At 64.2% G+C, this 20,767-nt stretch carries 20 protein-coding genes; 15 read left to right on the top strand and 5 right to left on the bottom strand.

All coding sequences use genetic code 11. From position 1 onward, the window contains the following. Positions 1–37 precede the first annotated feature (37 nt). A complete protein-coding gene (locus J0A91_RS20295) occupies positions 38–1,330 on the top strand; it encodes an aromatic ring-hydroxylating oxygenase subunit alpha (RefSeq protein WP_069207516.1) in 1,293 nt (430 codons plus the stop codon). Beyond that, positions 1,330–1,851 (top strand): aromatic-ring-hydroxylating dioxygenase subunit beta, encoded by a 522-nt coding sequence (locus tag J0A91_RS20290; RefSeq protein WP_069206419.1) that lies wholly within the window; start codon positions 1,330–1,332, stop codon positions 1,849–1,851. The genes J0A91_RS20295 and J0A91_RS20290 overlap by 1 nt, the downstream gene beginning before the upstream one ends. 68 nt (positions 1,852–1,919) lie before the next feature. Here J0A91_RS20290 and J0A91_RS20285 read toward each other — a convergent pair whose 3' ends face one another. Together J0A91_RS20285 and J0A91_RS20280 are read right to left on the bottom strand one after the other, a co-directional pair. Then, positions 1,920–2,789: an SDR family oxidoreductase gene (locus J0A91_RS20285; protein WP_206364936.1), complete on the bottom strand. Its 870-nt coding sequence runs from the start codon at positions 2,787–2,789 to the stop codon at positions 1,920–1,922. Between the two features lie 46 nt (positions 2,790–2,835). Further along, the gene (locus J0A91_RS20280) at positions 2,836–3,813 is read right to left on the bottom strand and encodes an enoyl-CoA hydratase/isomerase family protein (protein WP_069206418.1); all 978 of its coding nucleotides are present in this window, start codon (positions 3,811–3,813) and stop codon (positions 2,836–2,838) included. A gap of 197 nt (positions 3,814–4,010) precedes the next feature. On the opposite strand from J0A91_RS20280, the gene J0A91_RS20275 reads away from it, so the two are divergent. The 13 genes from J0A91_RS20275 to J0A91_RS20215 all read left to right on the top strand — a co-directional run bounded on the left by J0A91_RS20275 (position 4,011) and on the right by J0A91_RS20215 (position 16,877). Continuing rightward, positions 4,011–4,880: an enoyl-CoA hydratase/isomerase family protein gene (locus J0A91_RS20275; protein WP_240502103.1), complete on the top strand. Its 870-nt coding sequence runs from the start codon at positions 4,011–4,013 to the stop codon at positions 4,878–4,880. Between the two features lie 33 nt (positions 4,881–4,913). Continuing rightward, positions 4,914–5,666, top strand: a complete 753-nt coding sequence (locus tag J0A91_RS20270) for an SDR family NAD(P)-dependent oxidoreductase (protein WP_069206416.1) — start codon at positions 4,914–4,916, stop codon at positions 5,664–5,666. Between the two features lie 278 nt (positions 5,667–5,944). Then, positions 5,945–6,874, top strand: coding sequence for an IclR family transcriptional regulator (locus tag J0A91_RS20265; RefSeq protein WP_069206415.1), 930 nt, complete (start codon positions 5,945–5,947; stop codon positions 6,872–6,874). Between the two features lie 284 nt (positions 6,875–7,158). Then, complete coding sequence (locus tag J0A91_RS20260; RefSeq protein WP_069206414.1) at positions 7,159–7,932, top strand: SDR family NAD(P)-dependent oxidoreductase; 774 nt, start codon at positions 7,159–7,161, stop codon at positions 7,930–7,932. Positions 7,933–7,945: 13 nt separating this feature from the next. Beyond that, positions 7,946–8,359, top strand: a complete 414-nt coding sequence (locus J0A91_RS20255; protein WP_240502102.1) for a Zn-ribbon domain-containing OB-fold protein — start codon at positions 7,946–7,948, stop codon at positions 8,357–8,359. Further along, a complete protein-coding gene (locus J0A91_RS20250) occupies positions 8,356–9,501 on the top strand; it encodes an acetyl-CoA acetyltransferase (RefSeq protein WP_069206413.1) in 1,146 nt (381 codons plus the stop codon). Before J0A91_RS20255 ends, J0A91_RS20250 begins: the two co-directional genes overlap by 4 nt. A gap of 162 nt (positions 9,502–9,663) precedes the next feature. After that, complete coding sequence (locus J0A91_RS20245; protein WP_206364935.1) at positions 9,664–10,839, top strand: CaiB/BaiF CoA transferase family protein; 1,176 nt, start codon at positions 9,664–9,666, stop codon at positions 10,837–10,839. Next, positions 10,836–11,966: an acyl-CoA dehydrogenase family protein gene (locus tag J0A91_RS20240; protein WP_069206411.1), complete on the top strand. Its 1,131-nt coding sequence runs from the start codon at positions 10,836–10,838 to the stop codon at positions 11,964–11,966. Before J0A91_RS20245 ends, J0A91_RS20240 begins: the two co-directional genes overlap by 4 nt. Positions 11,967–11,968: 2 nt before the next feature. Continuing rightward, positions 11,969–12,880, top strand: a complete 912-nt coding sequence (locus J0A91_RS20235) for an acyl-CoA dehydrogenase family protein (RefSeq protein ID WP_169833191.1) — start codon at positions 11,969–11,971, stop codon at positions 12,878–12,880. Then, positions 12,873–13,676 carry a crotonase/enoyl-CoA hydratase family protein gene (locus J0A91_RS20230; RefSeq protein ID WP_069206409.1) on the top strand — a complete coding sequence of 268 codons (804 nt, stop codon included), beginning with the start codon at positions 12,873–12,875 and terminating at the stop codon, positions 13,674–13,676. Before J0A91_RS20235 ends, J0A91_RS20230 begins: the two co-directional genes overlap by 8 nt. A gap of 29 nt (positions 13,677–13,705) precedes the next feature. Next, positions 13,706–14,557 carry a MaoC/PaaZ C-terminal domain-containing protein gene (locus J0A91_RS20225; protein ID WP_169833190.1) on the top strand — a complete coding sequence of 284 codons (852 nt, stop codon included), beginning with the start codon at positions 13,706–13,708 and terminating at the stop codon, positions 14,555–14,557. Between the two features lie 2 nt (positions 14,558–14,559). Next, positions 14,560–15,762: an acyl-CoA dehydrogenase family protein gene (locus tag J0A91_RS20220; protein ID WP_069206407.1), complete on the top strand. Its 1,203-nt coding sequence runs from the start codon at positions 14,560–14,562 to the stop codon at positions 15,760–15,762. Further along, a complete protein-coding gene (locus J0A91_RS20215; RefSeq protein WP_069206406.1) occupies positions 15,759–16,877 on the top strand; it encodes an acyl-CoA dehydrogenase family protein in 1,119 nt (372 codons plus the stop codon). The genes J0A91_RS20220 and J0A91_RS20215 overlap by 4 nt, the downstream gene beginning before the upstream one ends. 82 nt (positions 16,878–16,959) lie before the next feature. On the opposite strand, the gene J0A91_RS20210 is transcribed toward J0A91_RS20215, so the two are convergent. Genes J0A91_RS20210 through J0A91_RS20200 form a run of 3 tightly spaced genes read right to left on the bottom strand, consistent with a single transcriptional unit; the run spans position 16,960 to position 20,669 of the window. Continuing rightward, complete coding sequence (locus tag J0A91_RS20210) at positions 16,960–19,017, bottom strand: acetoacetate--CoA ligase (protein WP_169833189.1); 2,058 nt, start codon at positions 19,015–19,017, stop codon at positions 16,960–16,962. Continuing rightward, positions 19,014–19,835, bottom strand: a complete 822-nt coding sequence (locus J0A91_RS20205) for an SDR family oxidoreductase (RefSeq protein WP_069206405.1) — start codon at positions 19,833–19,835, stop codon at positions 19,014–19,016. Before J0A91_RS20205 ends, J0A91_RS20210 begins: the two co-directional genes overlap by 4 nt. Positions 19,836–19,892: 57 nt before the next feature. Beyond that, a complete protein-coding gene (locus J0A91_RS20200; protein ID WP_069206404.1) occupies positions 19,893–20,669 on the bottom strand; it encodes an SDR family NAD(P)-dependent oxidoreductase in 777 nt (258 codons plus the stop codon). Between the last annotated feature and the right edge of the window lie 98 nt (positions 20,670–20,767).

Genomic DNA, 20,767 nt, shown 5'->3' with positions numbered 1-20,767 from the left:
CCGGGCGGCGCAATCATCGCGAACTATGGAGAAGATGATGGCGACGCTTTTAAAGCCTGTAGGCTATGCGGGCCGGTGGGTGCGGGAAGACGCACAGGCGGCAACATTCAAGGTCAACCGCGAGGCATTCACGAGTCAGGAGGTGCTGGAGCGCGAACGCGAACGGATCTTCGATCGCGCGTGGCTCTATCTCGGCCATGCCTCTGAGTTGAAGCGGCCGAACGACTTCCTGACCCGCTCGGTCGGGGGACAGGAGTTGATCTTCAACCGCAGCCGCAAGGGCGAATATCAGGCGTTCATCAACGTCTGTCCCCATCGCGGCGCGCAGGTCGTGCGCGAGCCGACCGGCAACGCGATCAGTTTCAAGTGCTTCTATCATGGCTGGGCCTTCAACAATAACGGCAAGTTCGCCACGAAGAGCCGGCCGCTGACCTATCCCGACTCATTCGATTGCAACGGTTCGGTCGATCTGGTTCGCGTTCCACGACTGGAATCCTATCGCGACTTCTTCTTCGTCAGCTATGATCCGGCCATCCAGCCGCTGGTCGAATATCTCGCCGGGGCGGCGGAGATCATCGATCTCGTCGCGGATCAGTCGCCCAACGGCATGGAGATCGTCGGGGGCACGCAGGAATATAGTATCCGTGCCAACTGGAAGCTGCTGGTCGAAAACAGCAATGACGGTTTCCACGCGCCCGAAACCCACGAGACCTATTTCGGCTATCTCGTCGACGAGCTGGGCGGCCCCGAGGCGGTCGATTTCAAGTCGCTGGACCAGATCAGCTTGATCCATGATTTGGGTAACGGGCATGCGACCACCGAAGCGCGCGCGCCGTGGGGCCGCCCGATCGCCCGATCGATCCCGACCTGGGGCGAAGAAGGGAAGCGTGCCGAGCAGGAGATGGTGGCCGAGCTTACCGCGCGTGTCGGGCCTGAACGTGCGTTGCGGATCGCCGATCGTGATCGCAACATGGGTATTTTCCCCAATCTGGTGATTAACGACATCCTCGCCATCACCGTGAGGACCTTCTACCCGATCGCGCCGGACCTGATGGCGGTGCGCTCCTGGGCGCTGGCGCCGGTCGGCGAAGCGCCGGAGACCCGGCATCGCCGTCTCAACAACTTCCTGGAGTTCCTCGGGCCGGGCGGATTCGCGACGCCCGACGATGTCGAGGCGCTCGAATCCGCGCAACGTGGTTACGCCTCGTCGAAGTTCGCGCCGTGGAACGATATCTCCCGTGGTATGCTGCGGAGCCCGCCCCGCGCCGACGACGAGGCGCAGATGCGAGCCTTCTGGCGTGAATGGAACCGCCGGATGGAGGGCGAGTGATGACGGTACAGGAATTGACTCAGACCCGCGCCGCCATCCAGCCGCGCAGCCGCGCCGAGTTTGAAGACTTCCTTTACTGGGAAGCGGCATTGCTGGATCAGTGGCGTCTCGACGAGTGGTTCGAACTCTTCACGACCGACGCGGTTTATGAAGTGCCGACGATGGGCCAGGGGCTGGAAGTCCAGCCCGACAGCGCGCTCTTCTATGTCGCCGACGATCATCGGCGGCTCCAGCATCGCATCAATCGGTTGAAGAAGCCCACCGCGCACGCGGAATGGCCCCGCTCGACCGGGGTGCGCATGATCAGCAACGTCCGGATCGATGGCGTCGATGATCGTGGCGTGCGTGTCGTCTGTGCGTTCGCCACCTATCGGTCAAAGAACCACATCACCGATACCTATATAGGCCACAGCCATTACACGCTGGCGGAGATCGACGGGCAAATCCGTATCCGTTCCAAACGAATCATACTCGGCATGAACAGTCTGCAGCCGCACGGCAAGATCAGCATCATCCTGTGAGGCGTGGTGTCGGGCGGGGGGCGTGGCTCCCGTCCGGCATGATGCGGCCCTGCTGAGAAACGAAGCGGTCAGCCGGCGAAATAGTCCGGCTTGCCCTGCGTCCATTGTTCGCCCCACAACTGGCCGCCGCCATCGACGCGCAGGATCTCGCCGGTGGTGAAGGAACTGGCGTCGGAACCGATGAACAGGCACGCCTCCGCGATTTCCCAAGGATCGCCCAGCCGCAGCATCGGATTACTGCGAGCGAAGGTCTTCTTCGCCTCCTCCGGATAACCCGCCATCCCCTCGGTAAAGATCGTGCCCGGCGCGACGCAATTGACCCGGATGTTGAGCGGCATCCATTCCACCGCGACCGTCTTGGAAAGATAGATCACGCCAGCCCGTGCCGCCGCCGTATGAGCCGCGCCGAGAATACCGCGATCGACGACCGCGACGACGTTGACGATCGAACCCGGCGTGTTGGTGTCGCGCCAGTGTCGTGCGGCGGTCTGCATCATCGACCATGTGCCGAGCAGGTTGTTGTCGATGACCGCGCGGAAGCCGTTGGCGCTCATGTCGATCGCAGCCTGTGGAAACTGGCCGCCGGCGTTGTTGATGAGAAGGTCGAGTCGGCCGTGACGTTCCGGCATCTGGGCGAAGAGCGCGGCGACCGCGTCGGCGTTGCGGATATCGGTCGGGACGGCGAGCACCTCATGGCCGTGGTCCGCCAGTTCGCTTCGAAGCGCGTCGAGTTTGTCCGGCGACCGTCCGCAGGTGACGACGCGCGCGCCCGATCGCGCGAGAATCCACACCAGCGCCCGCCCGATTCCAGTCGCACCGCCCGAGACCAGCACCACCTTGTCGCGGAACAACACGTCGTTGAACGCGATGCGGCGTTCGGCCATCTTCGCTGCGTCGGGCCGCGCGGATGCTGCGCTCAGATCCTGTGTAGCGGTCATGGCCTGAACTCCCCCGTCCACCGCGCGGGCGTGCGCGATTGTATCCTCAGCCGCCGATCAGCCGGGTGATTGCGACCAGTGCCGCCGGCGTGCGGATCAGCCGATCCGCGCTCGCCAGTTCTCCTTCGAGCGATACCGTGATCGGATACGTGCCCCGCTCGGTCACGATCGGGTAGCCAGTGAGGACACCGACGATCTCGCGCATCACCGTCGCACCATCCCGAAACACGCTGCCGCTCGCCAGATCCGTCTCGACCTTCGCCAGATGGGTCTCATAGGCCGGCTGGCCACCATAGGTCAGATGCGGCTGAGCTGGCGGGGTGAAGCCGGTATCCATCATGGCGCGCGCCTGGTCGATCGCGGCCGGAAGAAGGTGGCTTCGCTCGGCGACGATGGTCGTCCCCGGGCGCAACAACCCCATCGCCTCCGATTGTTCGGCCGAGGCGGCGATCTCGCCAGCCTGCAATACCGCCAACGCGCGCGCGAGGCCATCGTCCGGGCCGTCGCGCTCTACACACCGGAGCAGGAGTTGCGTGCAGCCACCCCAGGCGGGAATGAGGCCAACCTTGATTTCGGGCAGACCGGCGCGGAGTCCAGCATGCGCCACGACCGCATGCGAATGGAGCATGATTTCGCAGCCGCCGCCAAGCGCGAAGCCGTGGGCTGCGGCCACCACCGGAACCGGCAATGCGGCCACCTTTTGGTAGAGCCCCTGTCCGTGGCGGAAATAGGCGGCCAACGCCGCCCAATTGCCGCGCGTCACCATCGCGTGATTATAGGCAAGGTCGGCACCGGCCGAGAAAGCGCGCGGATCGTCGTTGCCGATCACAAGCGCGCCGAACGCGCTGCCGGCCTGCGCCACCGCATGTTCGAGGATGTCGAGTGCCTGCACGTTGAGCGCGTTCATCTTCGTGTGCACTTCGAGGCAGGCGATGCCCGATCCCATATCCCACAAGGATGCACTGTCATTGGCGATGATGGGCGTAGCGCTGACCCGCAGGGTGCTGATCGTGCCGTCTGACATTAAGAACTCCTCCAACGGGGCGCGTCGGCGCAATGGGCCGCAAACTTCGCCGGTGAAGGTGCACGCGCCAACCGGCATGGTCGAGCGGCGTGCGGCATCTTCCACGTACACGGTATATCGGCCCGACCGGCGATTACGGATGGTGATCGCCACGACATGGTTGCTAAGCCATGACGACGATGTGTTGGGGAGACGTGATGGCGATCCGTATCGACACAGTCGCCGCTTCGAACGAATCCCATTCTGCTGGAGGTGTCATGTCCGCTTATCTGAAGAATTACGAAAAGCTGTTGTTCGACTATCCGGCTGATCGCGTGCTGCGCATCACGATGGGCGATCCCGAGAAACTTACGCCAGTCTGTGCGCAAATGCACAAGGAAATGGTCTCGATCTGGAACGACGTAGATTATGACGAGGACATCTCCGCCGTCATTCTCAGCGGTGGCAAGAAAGCCTTTTCTGCCGGTGGCGACTTCGCCATCGTGGAGCGTTCGATGACCGACTTCCACTTCCGGAACCAGATCTGGAAGGAGACGCGCAGCCTCGTCTATAATCTCATCAACTGCAACAAGCCGATCATCAGCGCGATACGCGGGCCTGCGGTGGGGGCCGGTCTGGTGTGCGGCCTGTTGTCGGACGTGTCGATCGCATCGAGGACTGCGCGGATTATCGACGGTCATACCCGGCTCGGCGTGGCTGCTGGTGATGTTTCCGCGATCATCTGGCCGCTGCTGTGCGGAATGGCCAAGGCGAAATACTATCTGCTGACCTGCGACTCCATTACCGGTGAGGAGGCCGAGCGGATCGGCCTCATATCGCTGACCTGCGACGACGAGGAGCTGGACGCCAAAGCGCTCGAGGTCGCGACCCGGCTGGCGAAGGGCGCGCCCAGCGCCATACGCTTCACCAAGAACGCGCTGAACAACTGGCTGCGCATGGCGGGTCCGACATTCGACGCGTCCTGTGCCTACGAAATGTTGGGTCTTACCGGACCGGAAGCTGTGGAAGGGGTCGCCTCGCACCGCGAGAAGCGCGCTCCCGTGTTCGATCAGACCTGCAAGGTCTGATCGTCTCCTTCATCAGAAAATCGAGGTTTCAATATGGCAGGCAGGTTTAACGAAAAATCGATGGTGGTGACGGGCGCCGCCTCGGGTATCGGCAAGACGATCGCGAAGATGGCGGCGGAACAGGGTGCGCACGTCTTCATAGCCGATATCAACGAAGAGGGCGGCAAGGCGGTCGCCGACGAAATCCGCGCCGCCGGCGGCAAGGCGGATTTCGAGCGGCTGGATCTCACGAACCGACCCAGTATCGATGCGTTTGCGGCAGCGATCCTGGCCAAGGTCGGGGCGCTCGACATCCTCGTCAATTCGGCGGGCTGGGATCTGGTCGAACCGTTCCTGAAGAGCAAGCCGGAGACCTGGGATCTGATCGTCGCGATCAACTATCTCGGGCCGGTGCATCTGTGTCATCACTTCGTTCCCGGAATGATGGAGAAGGGCGGCGGCAAGGTCGTCAATATCTCCAGCGACGCAGGCCGGATCGGCAGCCCCGGCGAGGCGGTCTATTCGGGCGCGAAGGGCGGCATCATCTCGTTCACCAAGACGCTGGCGCGCGAAGTGGCGCGTGGAAAGGTCAACGTCAATTGCATCGCTCCCGGGCCGACCAATACGCCGCTGTACCATGTGCAGTCGGACAAGCTGAAGGAAGGGCTGAAGAGCGTCATTCCGTTCCGCCGCGTGGCTGAGCCGGAAGAGATCGCAAATGCAGTCCTCTTCTTCGCGAGCGGTGAGTCCGATTACATCACGGGCCAAACGCTGAGCGTCAGCGGTGGCATGTCGATGGTCAACTGACCGGTTCGATCCAAGTCCTGCGTTTACGTGGCCGGCGGCGATGAAAATCGCCGCCGGCCACGTCGCGGCGATGCCCGCGGCGCTGTTCGCGTTGACCGTGAAGGCGCGCCTTTTTCGAGATCTTCTGCCCGGGCGTTGCTCCGTCGGCTTAGCGAACCGTCATTCTGGCGCTTTGACGAGCGAGTACGCTTGTACTAATAATGGTGCGGACCTACCCTCGAGACAGCCATAAGGCCGCGCGCGGGTTGGGCGGTACGCATTTGGGAAGAGGATCAATCGTGGATTTCGCAACGAGAAGCGGTGACGAGGTTGCTGAACGCTTTGCCGGCGACGATTTGACCGACGAATCGGACGCGGCCATGTACGGCGTGCCAGGCAATCCGCCGGGCGCGACCGTCAAATGGGAATCGCTGCCGTCGAACGTGGTGAAATCCACCGGGCGGACGATGCAAATCCTCGAATTTTTTGACGATTTCCAAGCCCCGGCGAATATCGCCCAGGTGGCGCGGGCGCTCGACTATCCGCAGTCGAGCACGTCGGAGATCATGCGCAGTCTGAACGTGCTGGGATATCTATCCTACAATAATCAGGATCGAACCTTCCTTCCGACGAGCCGGGTACGATTGCTGGGGTCGTGGGTGTTCGATCAATTGCACGGTGAGGACCGGGTATCGTCACTGGTGCGCAAGGCGAACAAGGTCTCCGGCCAGACCGCCTATCTCGCCATTCGCAACAAACTGTTCTCGCAATATATCCAGGTGGCGCAGGCGACGACTTCGCTGCGGCTTCATCTCACGCCGGGGCAGCAGCGACCGTTGTTGCGATCCGCCAGCGGACGCGTGCTGCTGAAAGACGTGCCGGATTCGGAGATCAGCAAGCTGGTTCGCCGGATAAACGCCGAAAAGCAGGTGGATGAAAGTTTGATCGGTCTCGACGAGTTGCTGGCGGACGTGAAGTTCATCCGCGAAAACAAATACCTGTATGTCGAACGAAGCGAGATCAGCCCAGGCGCGGCGGTGATCGCGATGAGCTTGCCCGAGGCCCTTTTCCCTGTCCCGACGGTGCTCGGCATCGGCGGCGCCGTCGAGATGATCGCGCCGCAGCGCGACCGGCTGGTCGCGGCGCTCAGCGATCTGGTCCGCGATCATCTGCTCGCCAAGGTCAACGAGCCGTCGCAGGGCGTCGAGGGGGCGATCTCCGTCCCCTGACGCGACGCATATGTGGTAATCGTTCGCGGCCGGGTTTTTGGGCTGTCGTCGGACGGTGCAGCCGTTACGCTGATTGACGTCCGACAGTATCGGAGCGGATCGCGGTGCGGCAGACCACGCTGCCGGCGTATCCGGAGAGTGTCCTCGCATGATCCGGCGTTCTTCTCTGATGTCATGACGCGGCGCGGATATCCGACGTCGTGCGAATCGGCATCTTTCGGATCGGTCGCGGATCGGTCCGGCACGTCGGCACGCGTGCCGACTTCACTTCACGGAGCGGATCAATGATAAATCCCATGTCGCTGGAAGGTAAGGCGGTCATCGTGACCGGTGCGGCTCAGGGTATCGGGCGTGCCATCGCGAACGGAGTGCTGGAACTGGGCGGCAGGGTCGTGGCGATCGACCGCAACGCGGAGGCGCTCGACCAGTTCGCGGTCGAGGTCGGTGGCGATCGGCTGATCGTCGCGGCGGGCGATGTCACCGATGGCGACTTCATCATGCGTACCGTCGATACGGCGGCGGAATGGGCGGGCCACATCGATGGTTTGGTGAACAATGCCGGCATCTCCCGCGCGGCGATGATCCATAAGATGGATATGGACACCTGGGCATCGGTGATCGACGTCAACCTGACCGCGCCGTTCCGTTTGTTGCAGGCGGTCGGCCGCAAGATGCTGGCGCAGGCGGCGGCGGGAGCGACGGCGCCCGGGGCGATCGTCAACGTTTCCTCGGACGCCGGGCGGCGCGGCACGGTCGGGCAGATCAATTACGGCGCATCCAAGTCGGGCATGAACGGCCTCACCATGTCGGCAGCGCGCGAATGGGCGGCGAAGGGCATTCGCGTCAACGCGGTCGCGTTCGGAGTCGTGGAGACACCGATGACCGAGACGGTGCGCGGCGAGAAATTCCGCGAGACCTACCTGGCGCAAATTCCGCTTGGGCGCTGGGGTACTCCGGAGGAGGTGGCGCAGCCCGTCTGCTTTCTACTCTCCGAAGCCGCCTCCTATATCACCGGGCAGATCATCTCGGTGAACGGCGGCTATCATATCAGCTCGTGAACGAGGTGGGTACGTGGAAGTGACGACGACCGAGGCGACAGGCCCTGACCGGCAATATCTCTCCTTCCTGGCGCAGGGAAAGTTCATGCTCCAACGCAGCCGGAGGGGCGGGCGGCCTTTCTTCTATCCGCGTGTCGCCGAGCCCGGCACCGGCGATATCCATCTTGAGTGGGTCGAAGCGACCGGTTTGGGCACCGTCCATGCGACCACGCGGGTCCGCGTGCGTCCACCGGAGGCCGACTACAATGTCGCGGTTATCGAACTGGACGACGGGCCGCGCATGCTCAGCCGGGTCGAGGGGATCGACGCGGCCGACGTCGCCATCGGCCTGCGCGTCGCGGCGCGGATCGTTCCGTTCGAGGATCATCATACCGTCGTTTTCACGCCGTTTGGCGGCGACCGCACCGAAGAAGGCACCCGATCATGACCAGTGAACGTCGCGCCGCCGCCGCTCTGATCGGCGCGGCGACCTTCGGCATCGGCGAGGCGCCGGGCTTCACGTCGATGGATCTCGCCGGGCGGGTCGCGCTAACCGCGCTGGCGCAGGCGGGAATCAGCCTCTCGGAGGTGGACGGCCTGTTCATCGGGCTGCCGAACGATTTTCTCAGCGGCCTTTCGTTCGCCGAATATCTGGGCATTCGGCCGAAGCTGACCAACAACAACCGCACGGGCGGGTCGGCCTTTCTGACGCATCTCAACGTCGCGGCGCACGCATTGGCGGCGGGAGAGATCGATGTCGCGCTGATCGCTTACGGCAGCAACCAGCGGACGGGCGCCGGCGGGCTGGTCAGCGCCGCCGCACCCAATCTGTACGAGAAGCCCTATCGTCCACGACTGCCGGTGAGCGCCTATGCGTTGGCGGCGAGCCGGCACATGCACGACTATGGAACCACCCGCGATCATCTCTACGCCGTCGCCAAAACGGCGCGCGATTGGGCGATGCTCAACCCCGAGGCGTTCCAGCGCAAGCCGTTGAGCCGGGAGGATTACGAAAAGGCCCGGATGGTGTCCGATCCGTTGTCGGTACTCGATTGCTGCCTCGTTACGGACGGTGCTGCGGCGGTGGTCATGGTGCGTGGCGACCGGGTGGATCAGCGTCCTGCCGCCTACTTGCTGGGCGTGGGTGAGGCGACGGATCATTATCAGATCGCCCAGATGCCCGATCTCACGACAACGGCGGCGAAGCTCAGCGGCGCCCGTGCCTATGCGCAGGCCGGCATCGGCCCCGCCGACGTGGATATCGTGCAACTCTACGACGCCTTCACGATCAATACGATCCTGTTCCTCGAAGATCTGGGCTTCTGCAAGAAGGGGGAGGGCGGGGACTTCGTCGCTTCCGGTACCACCGGTCCCGGCGGCAAGCTGCCCGTCAACACCAACGGAGGCGGGCTCGCGTGCGTTCACCCCGGCATGTACGGGCTGTTCACCGTCGTCGAAGCCTATCGCCAGCTTACCGGCAGCGCGGGCGACCGCCAGATCGACGGAGCTGAGATCGCCATCACGCATGGCAACGGCGGGTTCCTGTCAAGTCAAGTGACCGCCATCCTGGGTGGCGCCGCGACGCAATGACGGCAACGAAGTAACGGATGTATAGTAAGTGCCGGGCTTTTCGCAAATTTGATTTCAAGCCCGGCGCGGCTCTCCTAATCGATAGTCATAAAGCTCCTTTCGCAGTCGAAAGGGATGGGGAGTCTGCTAATGTCTGTTCTGGCCGGTCTTAAGGTTCTCGACATGACGAGGGTCGTTGCCGGGCCAACCGCAACACAATGTTTGGGCGATTTTGGTGCCGACGTCATCAAGGTGGAACGTCCGGGAGAAGGTGACGACGTGCGCCATGTCGGTCCGCCCTGGCTGATCGACTCCGAGGGCAACGAAACACGCGAGTCCACGTATTTCCAGGCGGCAAACCGCAACAAACGGTCGATCTCGGTCAATTTCCAGAGCGAAGAGGGTGCGCAGCTGCTGCGCACGCTGGCGGCCAAGGTCGATATCTTCGTCGAGAATTTCCGGCCCAATACGCTGGCCAAATACGGCCTCGATTATGAATCGCTGCGGAAGAACAATCCGGGTTTGATCTATTGTTCGGTCAGCGGGTTCGGGCAGAGCGGTCCTTATGCTTCGCGCAGCGGTTACGACTTCCTGATGCAGGCCATGTCGGGTCTGATGAGCGTCACCGGTGGCCCAGAGGGCGCGCCGATGCGCGTCGGCGTGCCGATCGCCGATATCCTCGCGGGCAAGGATGCGGTGATCGGCATCCTGCTGGCGCTGCATCAACGTGAAAAGACCGGAGAGGGGCAATCGATCGACATCTCGCTGTTCGATTCACAGGTGGCGGCGATGGCGAACACCTTTACCGCCTGGTTCAACGGCGGGTTCGAGATGCCGCGGACCGGAAACGACCATCCCAGCGCGTCGCCCTACGGCGTGTACCGCACCTCTGACGGCTATCTCCTGATCGCGACCTTCAACAACCGCGAGTTCGGGCGCCTGGCAGCGGCGGTGGGGCGGTCGGACTGGCTCGACAACCCGTCGTTCAACACGATGGGCGCGCGGGTGGCGCATCGGCACGAACTGGCTGCCGAATTGACCGGCATTTTGGTGAAGCAGCCGCGTGAGCACTGGATTGCGCTGCTCAACGCAGCGGGGGTGTCGTGCGGTCCGATCAATCGCATGTCCGATCTGGAGAACGACCCGCATTTCCGCGAGCGCGGGATGACGGTGACGCTGCCCCACGCGCTGTCCGGCGAGATCGTCGTCGCGAACAGCCCGATCCGATGTTCGGTGTCCATGCCTGAATATCGGCTCGGGCCACCGGTCATCGGGCAGCATACCGTGGAGGTCCTGCAGGAAATGTTGGGACTCGATCAGCCCACGATGACGGATCTCGCGACGCGGGGCGTGATATGAGTACGACGGCGCTTCCGGCTTCCGCGATCGAGCTGCGCGCGCAGGTGCGGGAGTTCCTCGCCGGCTATGCGCAGACGTGGACAGCATTCGATCGGGCGCATTCGTGGACCGCGTTCGATCGCGATTTCAGTCGTGCGGTCGGGCGTCGCGGCTGGATCGGCATGACGTGGCCAGCGCCCTACGGCGCGGGGCGCACCGCATTCGACCGGTTCGTCCTGCAGGAAGAAATGTTGGCGGCCGGCGCCCCGGTGGGGGCGCATTGGGTGGCCGACCGCCAGAGCGGGCCATTGCTGCTGAAGGTCGGCACGGAGGAGCAGAAGCAGCGCTATCTGCCCGGCATCGCCAGCGGCGACATCTCGTTCTGCATCGGCATGAGCGAGCCCAATGCCGGGTCCGATCTCGCCGCGATCGAAGCGCGGGCGGAGCGGGACGGCGATGGCTGGCGTTTGAACGGGACCAAGTTGTGGACCACGAACGCGCAACATTGTCAGGTCATGATCGGGCTGTTCCGCACGACCGGATCGGCGCGGGAGGCGCGGCAGGGTGGGTTGACCCAATTCCTGATCGAGCTGGATAGCCCCGGGGTGGAGGTCAGGCCGATCCCCGACCTGAACGGAGACGCACATTTCAACGAGGTGGCGTTCACGGACGTGTACGTGCCTGGCGAACGACTGCTCGGCACCGAGGGGCAGGGGTGGGCGCAGGTCACGTCCGAACTCGCGCTGGAGCGGAGCGGCTCGGAACGGTTCCTGAGCGCCTTCCCGTTGGTCGGGGCTGCGACCAGGGCGTTGAATGCGTCGCCGGCCGACGCCTTCGAGCGTGGCGATCTTGCGACATTGGGCACGCTCGTCGCGGAGACCGCGGTGCTGAGATCGCTGTCGCTGATGGCGGCGGGAAAGCTCGAACGCGGCGAAGATCCATCTTATCACGCGGTAATCACAAAGGATCTGGGCGCGGAGTTGGAGCAGCGCACCGCGCCTGCGGTGCGGAGCCTGTTCATCGATCCGCCGGCCGATCTGCGGCGCGCGATCGACTATACCGTCCGCGCCGCGCCGACCTTCTCGTTGCGCGGCGGTGCGCGTGAGATTCTGCGCGGCATCACCGCGCGCGCGCTGGGAGTGCGATGACCATGTCCGTGTCTGACCTCCTGCTCGAACAGGTCACGCGGCTCCACGCGAGTGACCAGACCAGCCGGCGTGAGGATTTCGATTCCGCGTTGTGGACCAAGATCGAGGAACTCGGCCTTCCGCTCGCGATGTGCCCGGAACCCGATGGCGGTTTCGCGCTACGCTGGTCCGATCTGTTCGATGTCATCACGCATTCGGCGGCGTGCGGGGAGCCGACGCCGCTGGGTGAGACGCTGATCGCCAACGCGCTCTTGTGCGGCGGCGGCGCGGAACCGGCGGCGAGCGCGGTGTTCTTCAGCGCCTGGGCGGCGGATGTGCCGGAGACGGCCCGCCTGCTCGTGACGCGTGGTGAAGCCCCGGCACTGGTGACGTTCTCCGACCCCGCAGGTGCGGTGGCTGGAAATACACCGACCACTGTATCGACGGTGCGATATGCGGGGGCGTTGCTGCGATCGATCCAGATCGCCGGCGCGCTGCAAGGCGCGCTCGACCTCTCGGTGCGCTATGCGCAGGAACGCGTCCAGTTCGGCAGGCCGCTTGCAAAGTTCCAGGCGATTCAGCACATGCTGGCCCAATTGGCGAACGAGGCGGTTGCGACCGCTGCGGCCGCGCGTATCGCCTGTGCGAAGATGGACGCGGGCGATGGCGATCTGGCGATCGCGATCGCCAAGCTGCGGGCGGGCCGTGCCGTGGAGAAGGGCGCGATGCTGGCGCATCAGATTCATGGCGCGATTGGCGTGACGATGGAATATCCGCTCGGCCGCCTTACCCGCAACATGTGGCGTTGGGCGGAGGAATTCGGCGATCAGCGTGAATGGGCGATCGCGATCGGCCGGACGGCGGTCGCGACGGGCGATGCGTGGGATGCAGTGATCGCAGCGAGCGATCCGGTCGAGGTGGCGGGCGATGAATGACTTTCTGTTGTATGAGAAGACCGGCGGGGTCGTCATCCTGACCATGAACCGGCCCGAACAGCGCAACGCCTTGTCGAGCGTCGAGATCTGCGAGGAGTTCGAGGACCGCTGCCGTTCGATCGAACGCGACCCCTCCGTCAACGCGTTGATTATCACCGGGGCGGGGCCGGTGTTTTGCGCTGGCGGAGACATCAAGAAGATGCGCGACCGTTCCGGTTTCGCGCCGGCCAAGACGGTTATCGATACCCGTGACAGCTATCGAAACTCGATCCACCGCATCCCCAAGGCGCTGTACAATCTGGAGGTGCCGACGATCGCCGCCGTGAACGGGGCCGCGATCGGCGCTGGGCTCGATCTCGCATGCATGTGCGACATGCGGATTTCCGCCACGCATGCGGTGTTTGCCGAAAGCTTCATCAAGCTCGGCATCGTTCCCGGCGATGGCGGCGCGTGGTTTCTGCCGCGCATCGTCGGCTATTCGATGGCTTGCGAGATGGCGTTGACCGGGGTGCAGATCGATGCGGAGGAAGCGCGCCGGATCGGCCTCGTCTCCCGTGTGGTTGATGGCGCCGCGCTGATGGAGCAGGCGCTCGAACTGGCGAGGCGGATCGACGCCATGCCTGGCCGCACACTCCGCCTGACCAAGCGCCTGTTGCGCGACAGCGGCCAGCTTTCGCTGGACCATCATCTCGAAATGGCAGGTGCTTTTCAGACGATCTCACATGAGACCGAAGATCACCGCGAGGCGCTCGCCGCAGTGTTCGAGAAGCGCGCGCCTTCATTCAGCAATCGGTAGCCGTCATGATCCGGGATTACGATTCGCTGATGAACATGACGCCTGTGGTCATGGAGCAGAGTTATACGGCGCGGGACAGTTGCCTCTATGCGCTTAGCGTCGGGTGCGGGATCGATCTGGCGGACGACTGGGCGCGCCAACATCTGGGGCCGCTGCCCCCGGCCCGCACGCTGCCCGCGATGGCCACCGTGCTGGCGGCGCCGCGATTGCACGCGATGGATCTGGGCATCACGCTTTCGGGCGTCCTGCATGGCCGTCAGGGTATGATCGCGCACGCCGTTCTGCCCGTCGAGGGACAGGTGACGAGCGTCACCCGCGTCGACAGTGTGTTCGACCGAGGCGAGGGGAGAGGATGCGAGATCAACATGATCCGCGACATTCACGATACGCGCTCGAAACTGGCATATGCGTCGGTGTTCATGACCTTCATCTGTCGATCGGATCGGGTCGCCGGCGCGCCGGCTCTCGCACGGAGCGTAACCGCAGCGGAGGATGATCGTCCACCCGATCATGTCGTACAGATCCCGACCTCCACCCAATCGGCGCAGCTCTTCGCGCTGACGGGCGACCAGAACCCGCTCCATATGGTGCCGTCGGTTGCCGCGAAGGCCGGTTTCCCGTCGCCGATCCTGCACGGCGTCGCGACCTATGGCCTGTGCGCAGCTTTCGCCGAAAAGGTGCTGTGTGGCGGGGGCGACGCGGCGCCCGGCGGCCGGCTGGGCGCGATCTCGGGCAAGTTCAATGCGCCGGTCTTCCCGGGCGAGACCATCGAACTGGCGTTGTGGCGCGAGCCGACCGGCGCCCGGATCGAGGCGCGGGCGGTCGCCCGACAGAAAATCGTCTTCGCCGACGGTCGCGTCGCTATCGAAGGAGGCCGTTGAGCATGAACTTGAGCTTATCCCCGGCCGACGTCGCGTTCCGCGAATCGATCCGGACCGAGATCGCGGCGCTCGTTCCCGCTGATATCAAGGCGCGGGTCGACAACCTCCAGCATCTGCGGAAGGAGGACTTCCTGCGCTGGCAGGCCATCCTCGACGAGCGAGGTTGGGCGGCGCCGGCGTGGCCGGCCGAATATGGCGGCCCCGGCTGGTCGCCGATGCAGCGGGTGATCTTCGAGGAGGCATGTTTCCTCGCCGGTGCGCCCCGGCAGATTCCGCACGTCAACATGATCGGCCCGGTGCTCCAGACCTTTGGCACGCCGGAGCAGAAGCGGCGATACCTGCCGGATATTCCCACGCTGCGCGACTGGTGGTGTCAGGGCTACTCCGAGCCGTCATCGGGATCGGACCTCGCATCGTTACGCACCCGCGCTGTGCGTCAGGGTGACCATTATGTCGTCAACGGGCAGAAGATCTGGACGACCTGGGCGCACTGGGCGAACTACATGTTCTGTCTGGTCAGGACGTCGGATCAGGGACGACCGCAGGAGGGCATTACCTTCCTGCTCATGGAGATGGACACGCCGGGCATCACCGTCCGGCCGATCCACTCGCTCGATGGCGCGCATGACGTCAACGAGGTGTTCCTCGAAGATGTCGTGGTGCCGGTCGAGAATGTCGTTCTGGCTGAAAATCAGGGCTGGACCGTCGCCAAGTTCCTGCTCAACGCCGAACGGACCGAGATCGCCGGTCTGGGGCAGGCGAAACGGCTGCTTCAGTTTGCGACGCGACTGGCGGAGCGGTTGGCGGCCGAGGGGGTGGCGGCGTCGCGGCGCAACGTCTTCGAGAACACGCTCACGCGAATTCGCATCGACTTGAAGGCGCATGAATGGACGTTGATGCGCGTTATCGCGGCGACGGAGAACGATCCACGAGCGCCCTCTGCCTCCGTCCTGAAGCTGTGCGGCACGGATCTGCTCGAACGGCTGTCGACCTTGCTGATGGACATGGGTGGACCGGCGGGGCTCGCCTATGATCCGAGTTCGCGGGGCGGGGAGACGGACGAAACGCCGCCATATGGTCACGTCCTCAACGGCACCGCGGCGACATATCTGGAATTCCGCAAGTCCGGGCTGGTCGGCGGAACGACCGAAATCCAGAAGAATCTGATCTATCGCGAAACCGTGGGCCAGTGGGGGACACGATGAACTTCGATCTCACCGACGATCAACGCGCGCTTGTCGACACGGTCGAGAAGTTCGCTGCGAACAATGGGCCGAAACCGGCTGCGGGCGCGTCGGCGGAAGTCTGGGTTGCCGCGACGACCGCCCGCTGGCAGCAGATGGCGGACCTGGGGCTCGCCGGAATCGTCATCGCGGAGGAGGACGGTGGCTTCGGCATGGGCATGGCGGATGCCATTCTGGTGTGCGAGGCGCTGGGTCGGTCGCTGGCGCAGGAACCGTTCGTCACCGGCGCGATCGTCGCGCCCAAGCTGCTGGAGACAGCCACGGACCGGGCGATGCGATCGGCGCAGTTGCGTGCGATCGGCGAAGGCAGCACCCGGATCACGATCGCCAGTGACGAAGCGATCCTCGATTTCGACCCCGCTCGTATATCGACTCGTGTCGAGGAGCGGCAGGGCGGCCGATGTCTGACGGGCGTCAAGAACCTCGTCATCGATGGCGCGACCGCCACGCATTTCGTGGTGACGGCGCTGGACCCGGAGCACAAGGCGAACGCCTATCTCGTTGCCGCTGGCCAACCGGGGGTTACGGTCACGTCGATCCGGGGGCTCGGCGGCGGCCAGTTTGCGCGGGTGACCTTCGATGGGGTCGAGGTGGATGCGCCGCTGTTCGATGACGGCGCTGGCCTCGAGCCGATCACGCGCGCCATCGATCACGGTACTGTCGCGCTGTGCGCCGAGGCGCTTGGCCTGATGACCCGCATGCTGTCGTTGACCGCGAATTACCTCCAGACGCGGCAGCAGTTCGGGAAAGCGATCGGCACCTTTCAGGCGCTTCAGCATCGCTTTGCCGACATGGTTGTCGCGGCCGAGCAGTCGCGCTCGGCCACCTATATGGCGGCCGCCGCGCTCGCGGGCGACGATGCCATCTCACGCCAGCAGGAAGTGTCCGCGGCAAAGTCGATGGTGTGCCGTCACGGCCGGGCCGTGCTGGAGGCCGCAATCCAGTTGCATGGCGGAATCGGCATCACGGACGAATATGAATTGAGCCGCTATGTCCGCAGGATGCTCGAGATCGAGAAGACCTGGGGCGATGCGTTCGACCATGAGGCACGCTTCGGCGAACTTACCGAGGCGTAACAGTCCGGGCCGGCGCAGCCGGACCGCTTGGGCGTTGAATGTCAGTCGGTTGGCATTGGTGCTCGAAACGCGCGCCCCCACGTTACTGGGCTGCCGAAAACGCCGTGTACCATCTCAACGTATCCGGATCGTGCGGTAGCGAGGCGGCGAAGTCCCTGTGCGACAGGTTTCTCTCGAGCAATCGGCGCAACGGTACTTCGAGGCGTTTGCCGGTGACGGTGTAGGGGATGGCGGGCGTGTCTATGATCTGGTCCGGAACATGACGTGGGCTGAGCGCATCCTCGATGATGTCGTTGATACGATGGTGGAGTGTGCCGTCGTCCGGAGGCGCGCCGCTGGGCCGCTGCACGAACAGCATCAACTGCCCGCGCCAAACGCCCGCTTCGGGGCAGACCACGATCGCATCCGATACCCCCGCGAGCGAGCCAAGAACGCGATAGATTTCGTTGCTGCCGATCCTGATGCCGCGACGCTTGATCGTGGCATCGGAGCGGCCATGAACCCGACACGCGCCATCATCGTAGATCGTGATGACATCGCCCTGTCGCCACCAGCCGGCGTGGCCGGCCAGATACGCCTCGGAGAAGCGCGCGCCGGTGGGGTCGTTCCACAGACGCCGGGGTGCATTGGGAAAGGGGGCGCAGATGACCAGTTCGCCGGGTTGGTTGCGCAACCGCCGTGCCTGGCCATCGACGGCCTCAACGTTCATGCCGAGCGCGCGCGCGGTGATCTCGCCGGCACGGGTCGGCAACAAGCGCACGCTTCCGGCATAGCCTCCGCAGATTTCGGTTGATCCCGCTTGCGAGAAGATCCGCACGCGTGGCGGCAGCGCCGGGACCAGCCAGTCGTACAAGGCGTCCTCCACCACCGCGCCCACGAGAACCAGCGCCTCGAGCGTGTCGATGGCGTGGCGTGCCGTCGGGACATAGGATGTATCGATCAGCTTGGTAATGAAGCCGGGACTGGTGGTGAATACGGTTACCCGGGCATCGTCGATCTGGCGCCAGAGTGTTCCAACATCTGGATAGAACGGGCTGCCTTCGTAGAGCACCACGGTCGCGCCGAGGCTGAGACTGCTGATCAGCATGTTCCAGATGATCCAGCCCGTCGTCGAGTAAAAGAGCAGCACCGAAGTGTGCGTTGCCTCGAGATGAAAGTGCACATCTTTCATCGCGCCCATCAGCGCACCGATATGGCTGTGAACGATTGCCTTGGGCGGTCCGGATGTGCCCGATGTGTACACGATCCAAAGCGGGTGGTCTGATGCCACCTGCTCGAAGTGGAATGCCTCCGGCCCTGACGGACTCGCGAGCAGCGATTCCCAGGTCGAGACGATTGCGGCCGATACCGCTGGGCACCATTCGGTATCGTTCAACAGAATGACGTGCTCCGCCGAGGGCAAGCCGCTCAGGATCTCGTCGAGGGTGGCGCGGCGATCCCGGTCCTTTCCCGCATATCCGTAATGCGACACGGCGAAGATAAGCCGCGGTTCGATCTGCCCAAGGCGATCGAGGCTGATGCTGGCACCGAATTCCGGACTGCAACTGGACCAGATGGCGCCGATCGCGGTCGTTGCGATCAGCGCGATGGCCGCCTGCGCGCTGTTGGGCACGTATCCGGCAACGCGGTCGCCGGGCCGGATGCCGAGCGCGCGAAGCCCTGTTGCGACGCGCCGGACCGCGTCCGCAAGTTCGGACCACGACCAGTCGTTCCGCGCGCCATCCTCATTGTAGCAGATCATCGCGGTCGCATCGGGCCGGGTGCGCTCGTAGCGCAGCAGATGCTGGGCGAAGTTCAGTCGCGCGCCGGGAAACCATTCCATGGTCTGAAGCGAGTCGCCTTGACAGACGCGGTCGTAGGGCACGGATGCCTCGACCTGAAAATACTCCCATAGCGCAGCCCAGAACAGCTCGTACTCACGAACGGACCAATCCCACAGGTCGGCATAGCCGGTGAAGGATAGGCCGCGGAACTCGTCCAGCCAGCGCATGAAGGCGGTCAGCGTCGAGGCTTCCGTATCCGCCTCGCTCGGCTCCCAGATTACGGGCCCGCGCGCCGAGCCGCCAGACCTCCCCTGTTGTCGCTCCGCATAGGCCGTTCCATCGTGCGGCGCACTGTCCCAGCCTGATACGGCATTCAACTTCCATCTCCCAACCTCGCTCGGCTCTCGTGATGTGCAGCCTTCATCTCGGCCGTGCGGGTATCGATACGATGCTCCAATTCGGGATGGCTGAACAGCCAGAAACGATCCGTTCCCAGCGCGTCTGCCGCCATCACCGCCACGTCGGCAGGATCTCGCCCCTGACGAAGCATGTCGATCACCACCTCCGAGCTTTCGCCGACGTCCAGGCCGCTGGGCGTGCGGCTCGCATTGGCTTCGACGAGCCGGGTGCTGACGGGGCCGGGGAGCAATACGGAAACGCCGATCGACTGCGTCGCCAATTCCTGCCGCAGGGCTTCGCACATCGCCACGACCGCAGCCTTCGTCGCGACATAGGTGCCCATGTTCGGCGGCACGTTGAAAACCGACATGGAGGCAGTGGCGACGAGATGGCCCGGCTGACCCGAAGCCCGAATCCGGCGCGCCCCATGCGTCAGCCCCAGAAACGCGCCGTCCAGATTGATGCTCCGTGTCCAAGCCCAGGCGCTCAACGACGTGTCGGCGAGTGGCAGCGTGCTTCCCGCTATCCCGGCGTTGCTGACCATCACCGCCAGCGGGCCGTGACGGGACTCGGCCGTGTCCAATGCGTCGATCCAGCGCCCCTCGTCACGGACGTCGAGCGCGACTGCAGAGGCGTTCGGGACGGCCGCAGCCACCTGTTCCGCCTCGGCGATATCGAGGTCGGCGATGACCACCTGCATGCCGCGCCGGCCGAACTCGATCGCGACGGCCTTTCCGATCCCGCTGGCCGCACCCGAAATGAAGGCGGTTTTCCCGGCAAAGGCGTAAGCAGTCATGGCAGCGTTCCTGTACAACTTGGAGTTTTGCCGGCTTGCGGCGCGACGATCTGATCCTCAGGCGCTCTTCCCGGCGAGAAATCCGCCATCGACCTGCAACACGGAACCTGTGATGAAACTGGCGCGCTGCGATGCGAGAAAGACGATGGCGTCGGCCACTTCGCGCGGCTCCGCCACCCGCCCGAGCGGGTGGGCGGCGGCCGAGCGCGCAGCGGCGTTCTGATCGCTCAGCAGAGCCGCTGTCAGTTTCGTCGAGACGATGCCGGGTGCGACCGCGTTGACGCGGATGTGATGCGCCGCCAGTTCCAGCGCGAGGGTTCGTGTCAAACCGACCACGCCATGCTTCGATGCGGCGTAGGAACTGCGATTCAACACCCCGCTCAGTCCCGCGACCGATGCCACGTTGACGATCGAGCCGGCGACCTGCGCGGCGACCATTCGGCGGACGACGATCTGGGTCAGGTGAAAGACCGATGTCAGGTTGACGTCGATGACATCCTTCCAGCCGTCGAGCGGCAGGTCGAGCATCGGGCGACGTTCGCCGATCCCGGCATTGTTCACCAGGATTCGGATCACGCCGAGCCGCGCTTCCGCCGCGGCAACTGCCGCGATCACGTCCTTTTCGTAGCAGACGTCGGCGCTCAGCGCGATGGCCGTGCCGGATGAGGTATTGATCTCCCGCGCCGCCGCCGCGGCGGCGTTCCCGTCCCGATCGAGAATGGCGACCCGGGCGCCCAGTCCGGCAAGCAAGATCGCAGTCGCACGACCGATGCCGGCGCCCCCTCCCGTCACCAGTGCCGGCACGCCAGTCAGTTCAAGATCGTATGTCGCCACCGCAAGCTCCTGTTCTATGCGCGCTCTGCGCGAATGGGCGCGTCACCCTTGTGATCGCCACTGGCTGCGGGATGCTTCGTCCGGGAACAGGCGCGATC

This window comes from Sphingomonas panacis (genome assembly GCF_001717955.1).
Lineage (GTDB): Bacteria > Pseudomonadota > Alphaproteobacteria > Sphingomonadales > Sphingomonadaceae > Sphingomonas > Sphingomonas panacis.
This window is presented reverse-complemented; position numbering and strand designations above follow the sequence as displayed.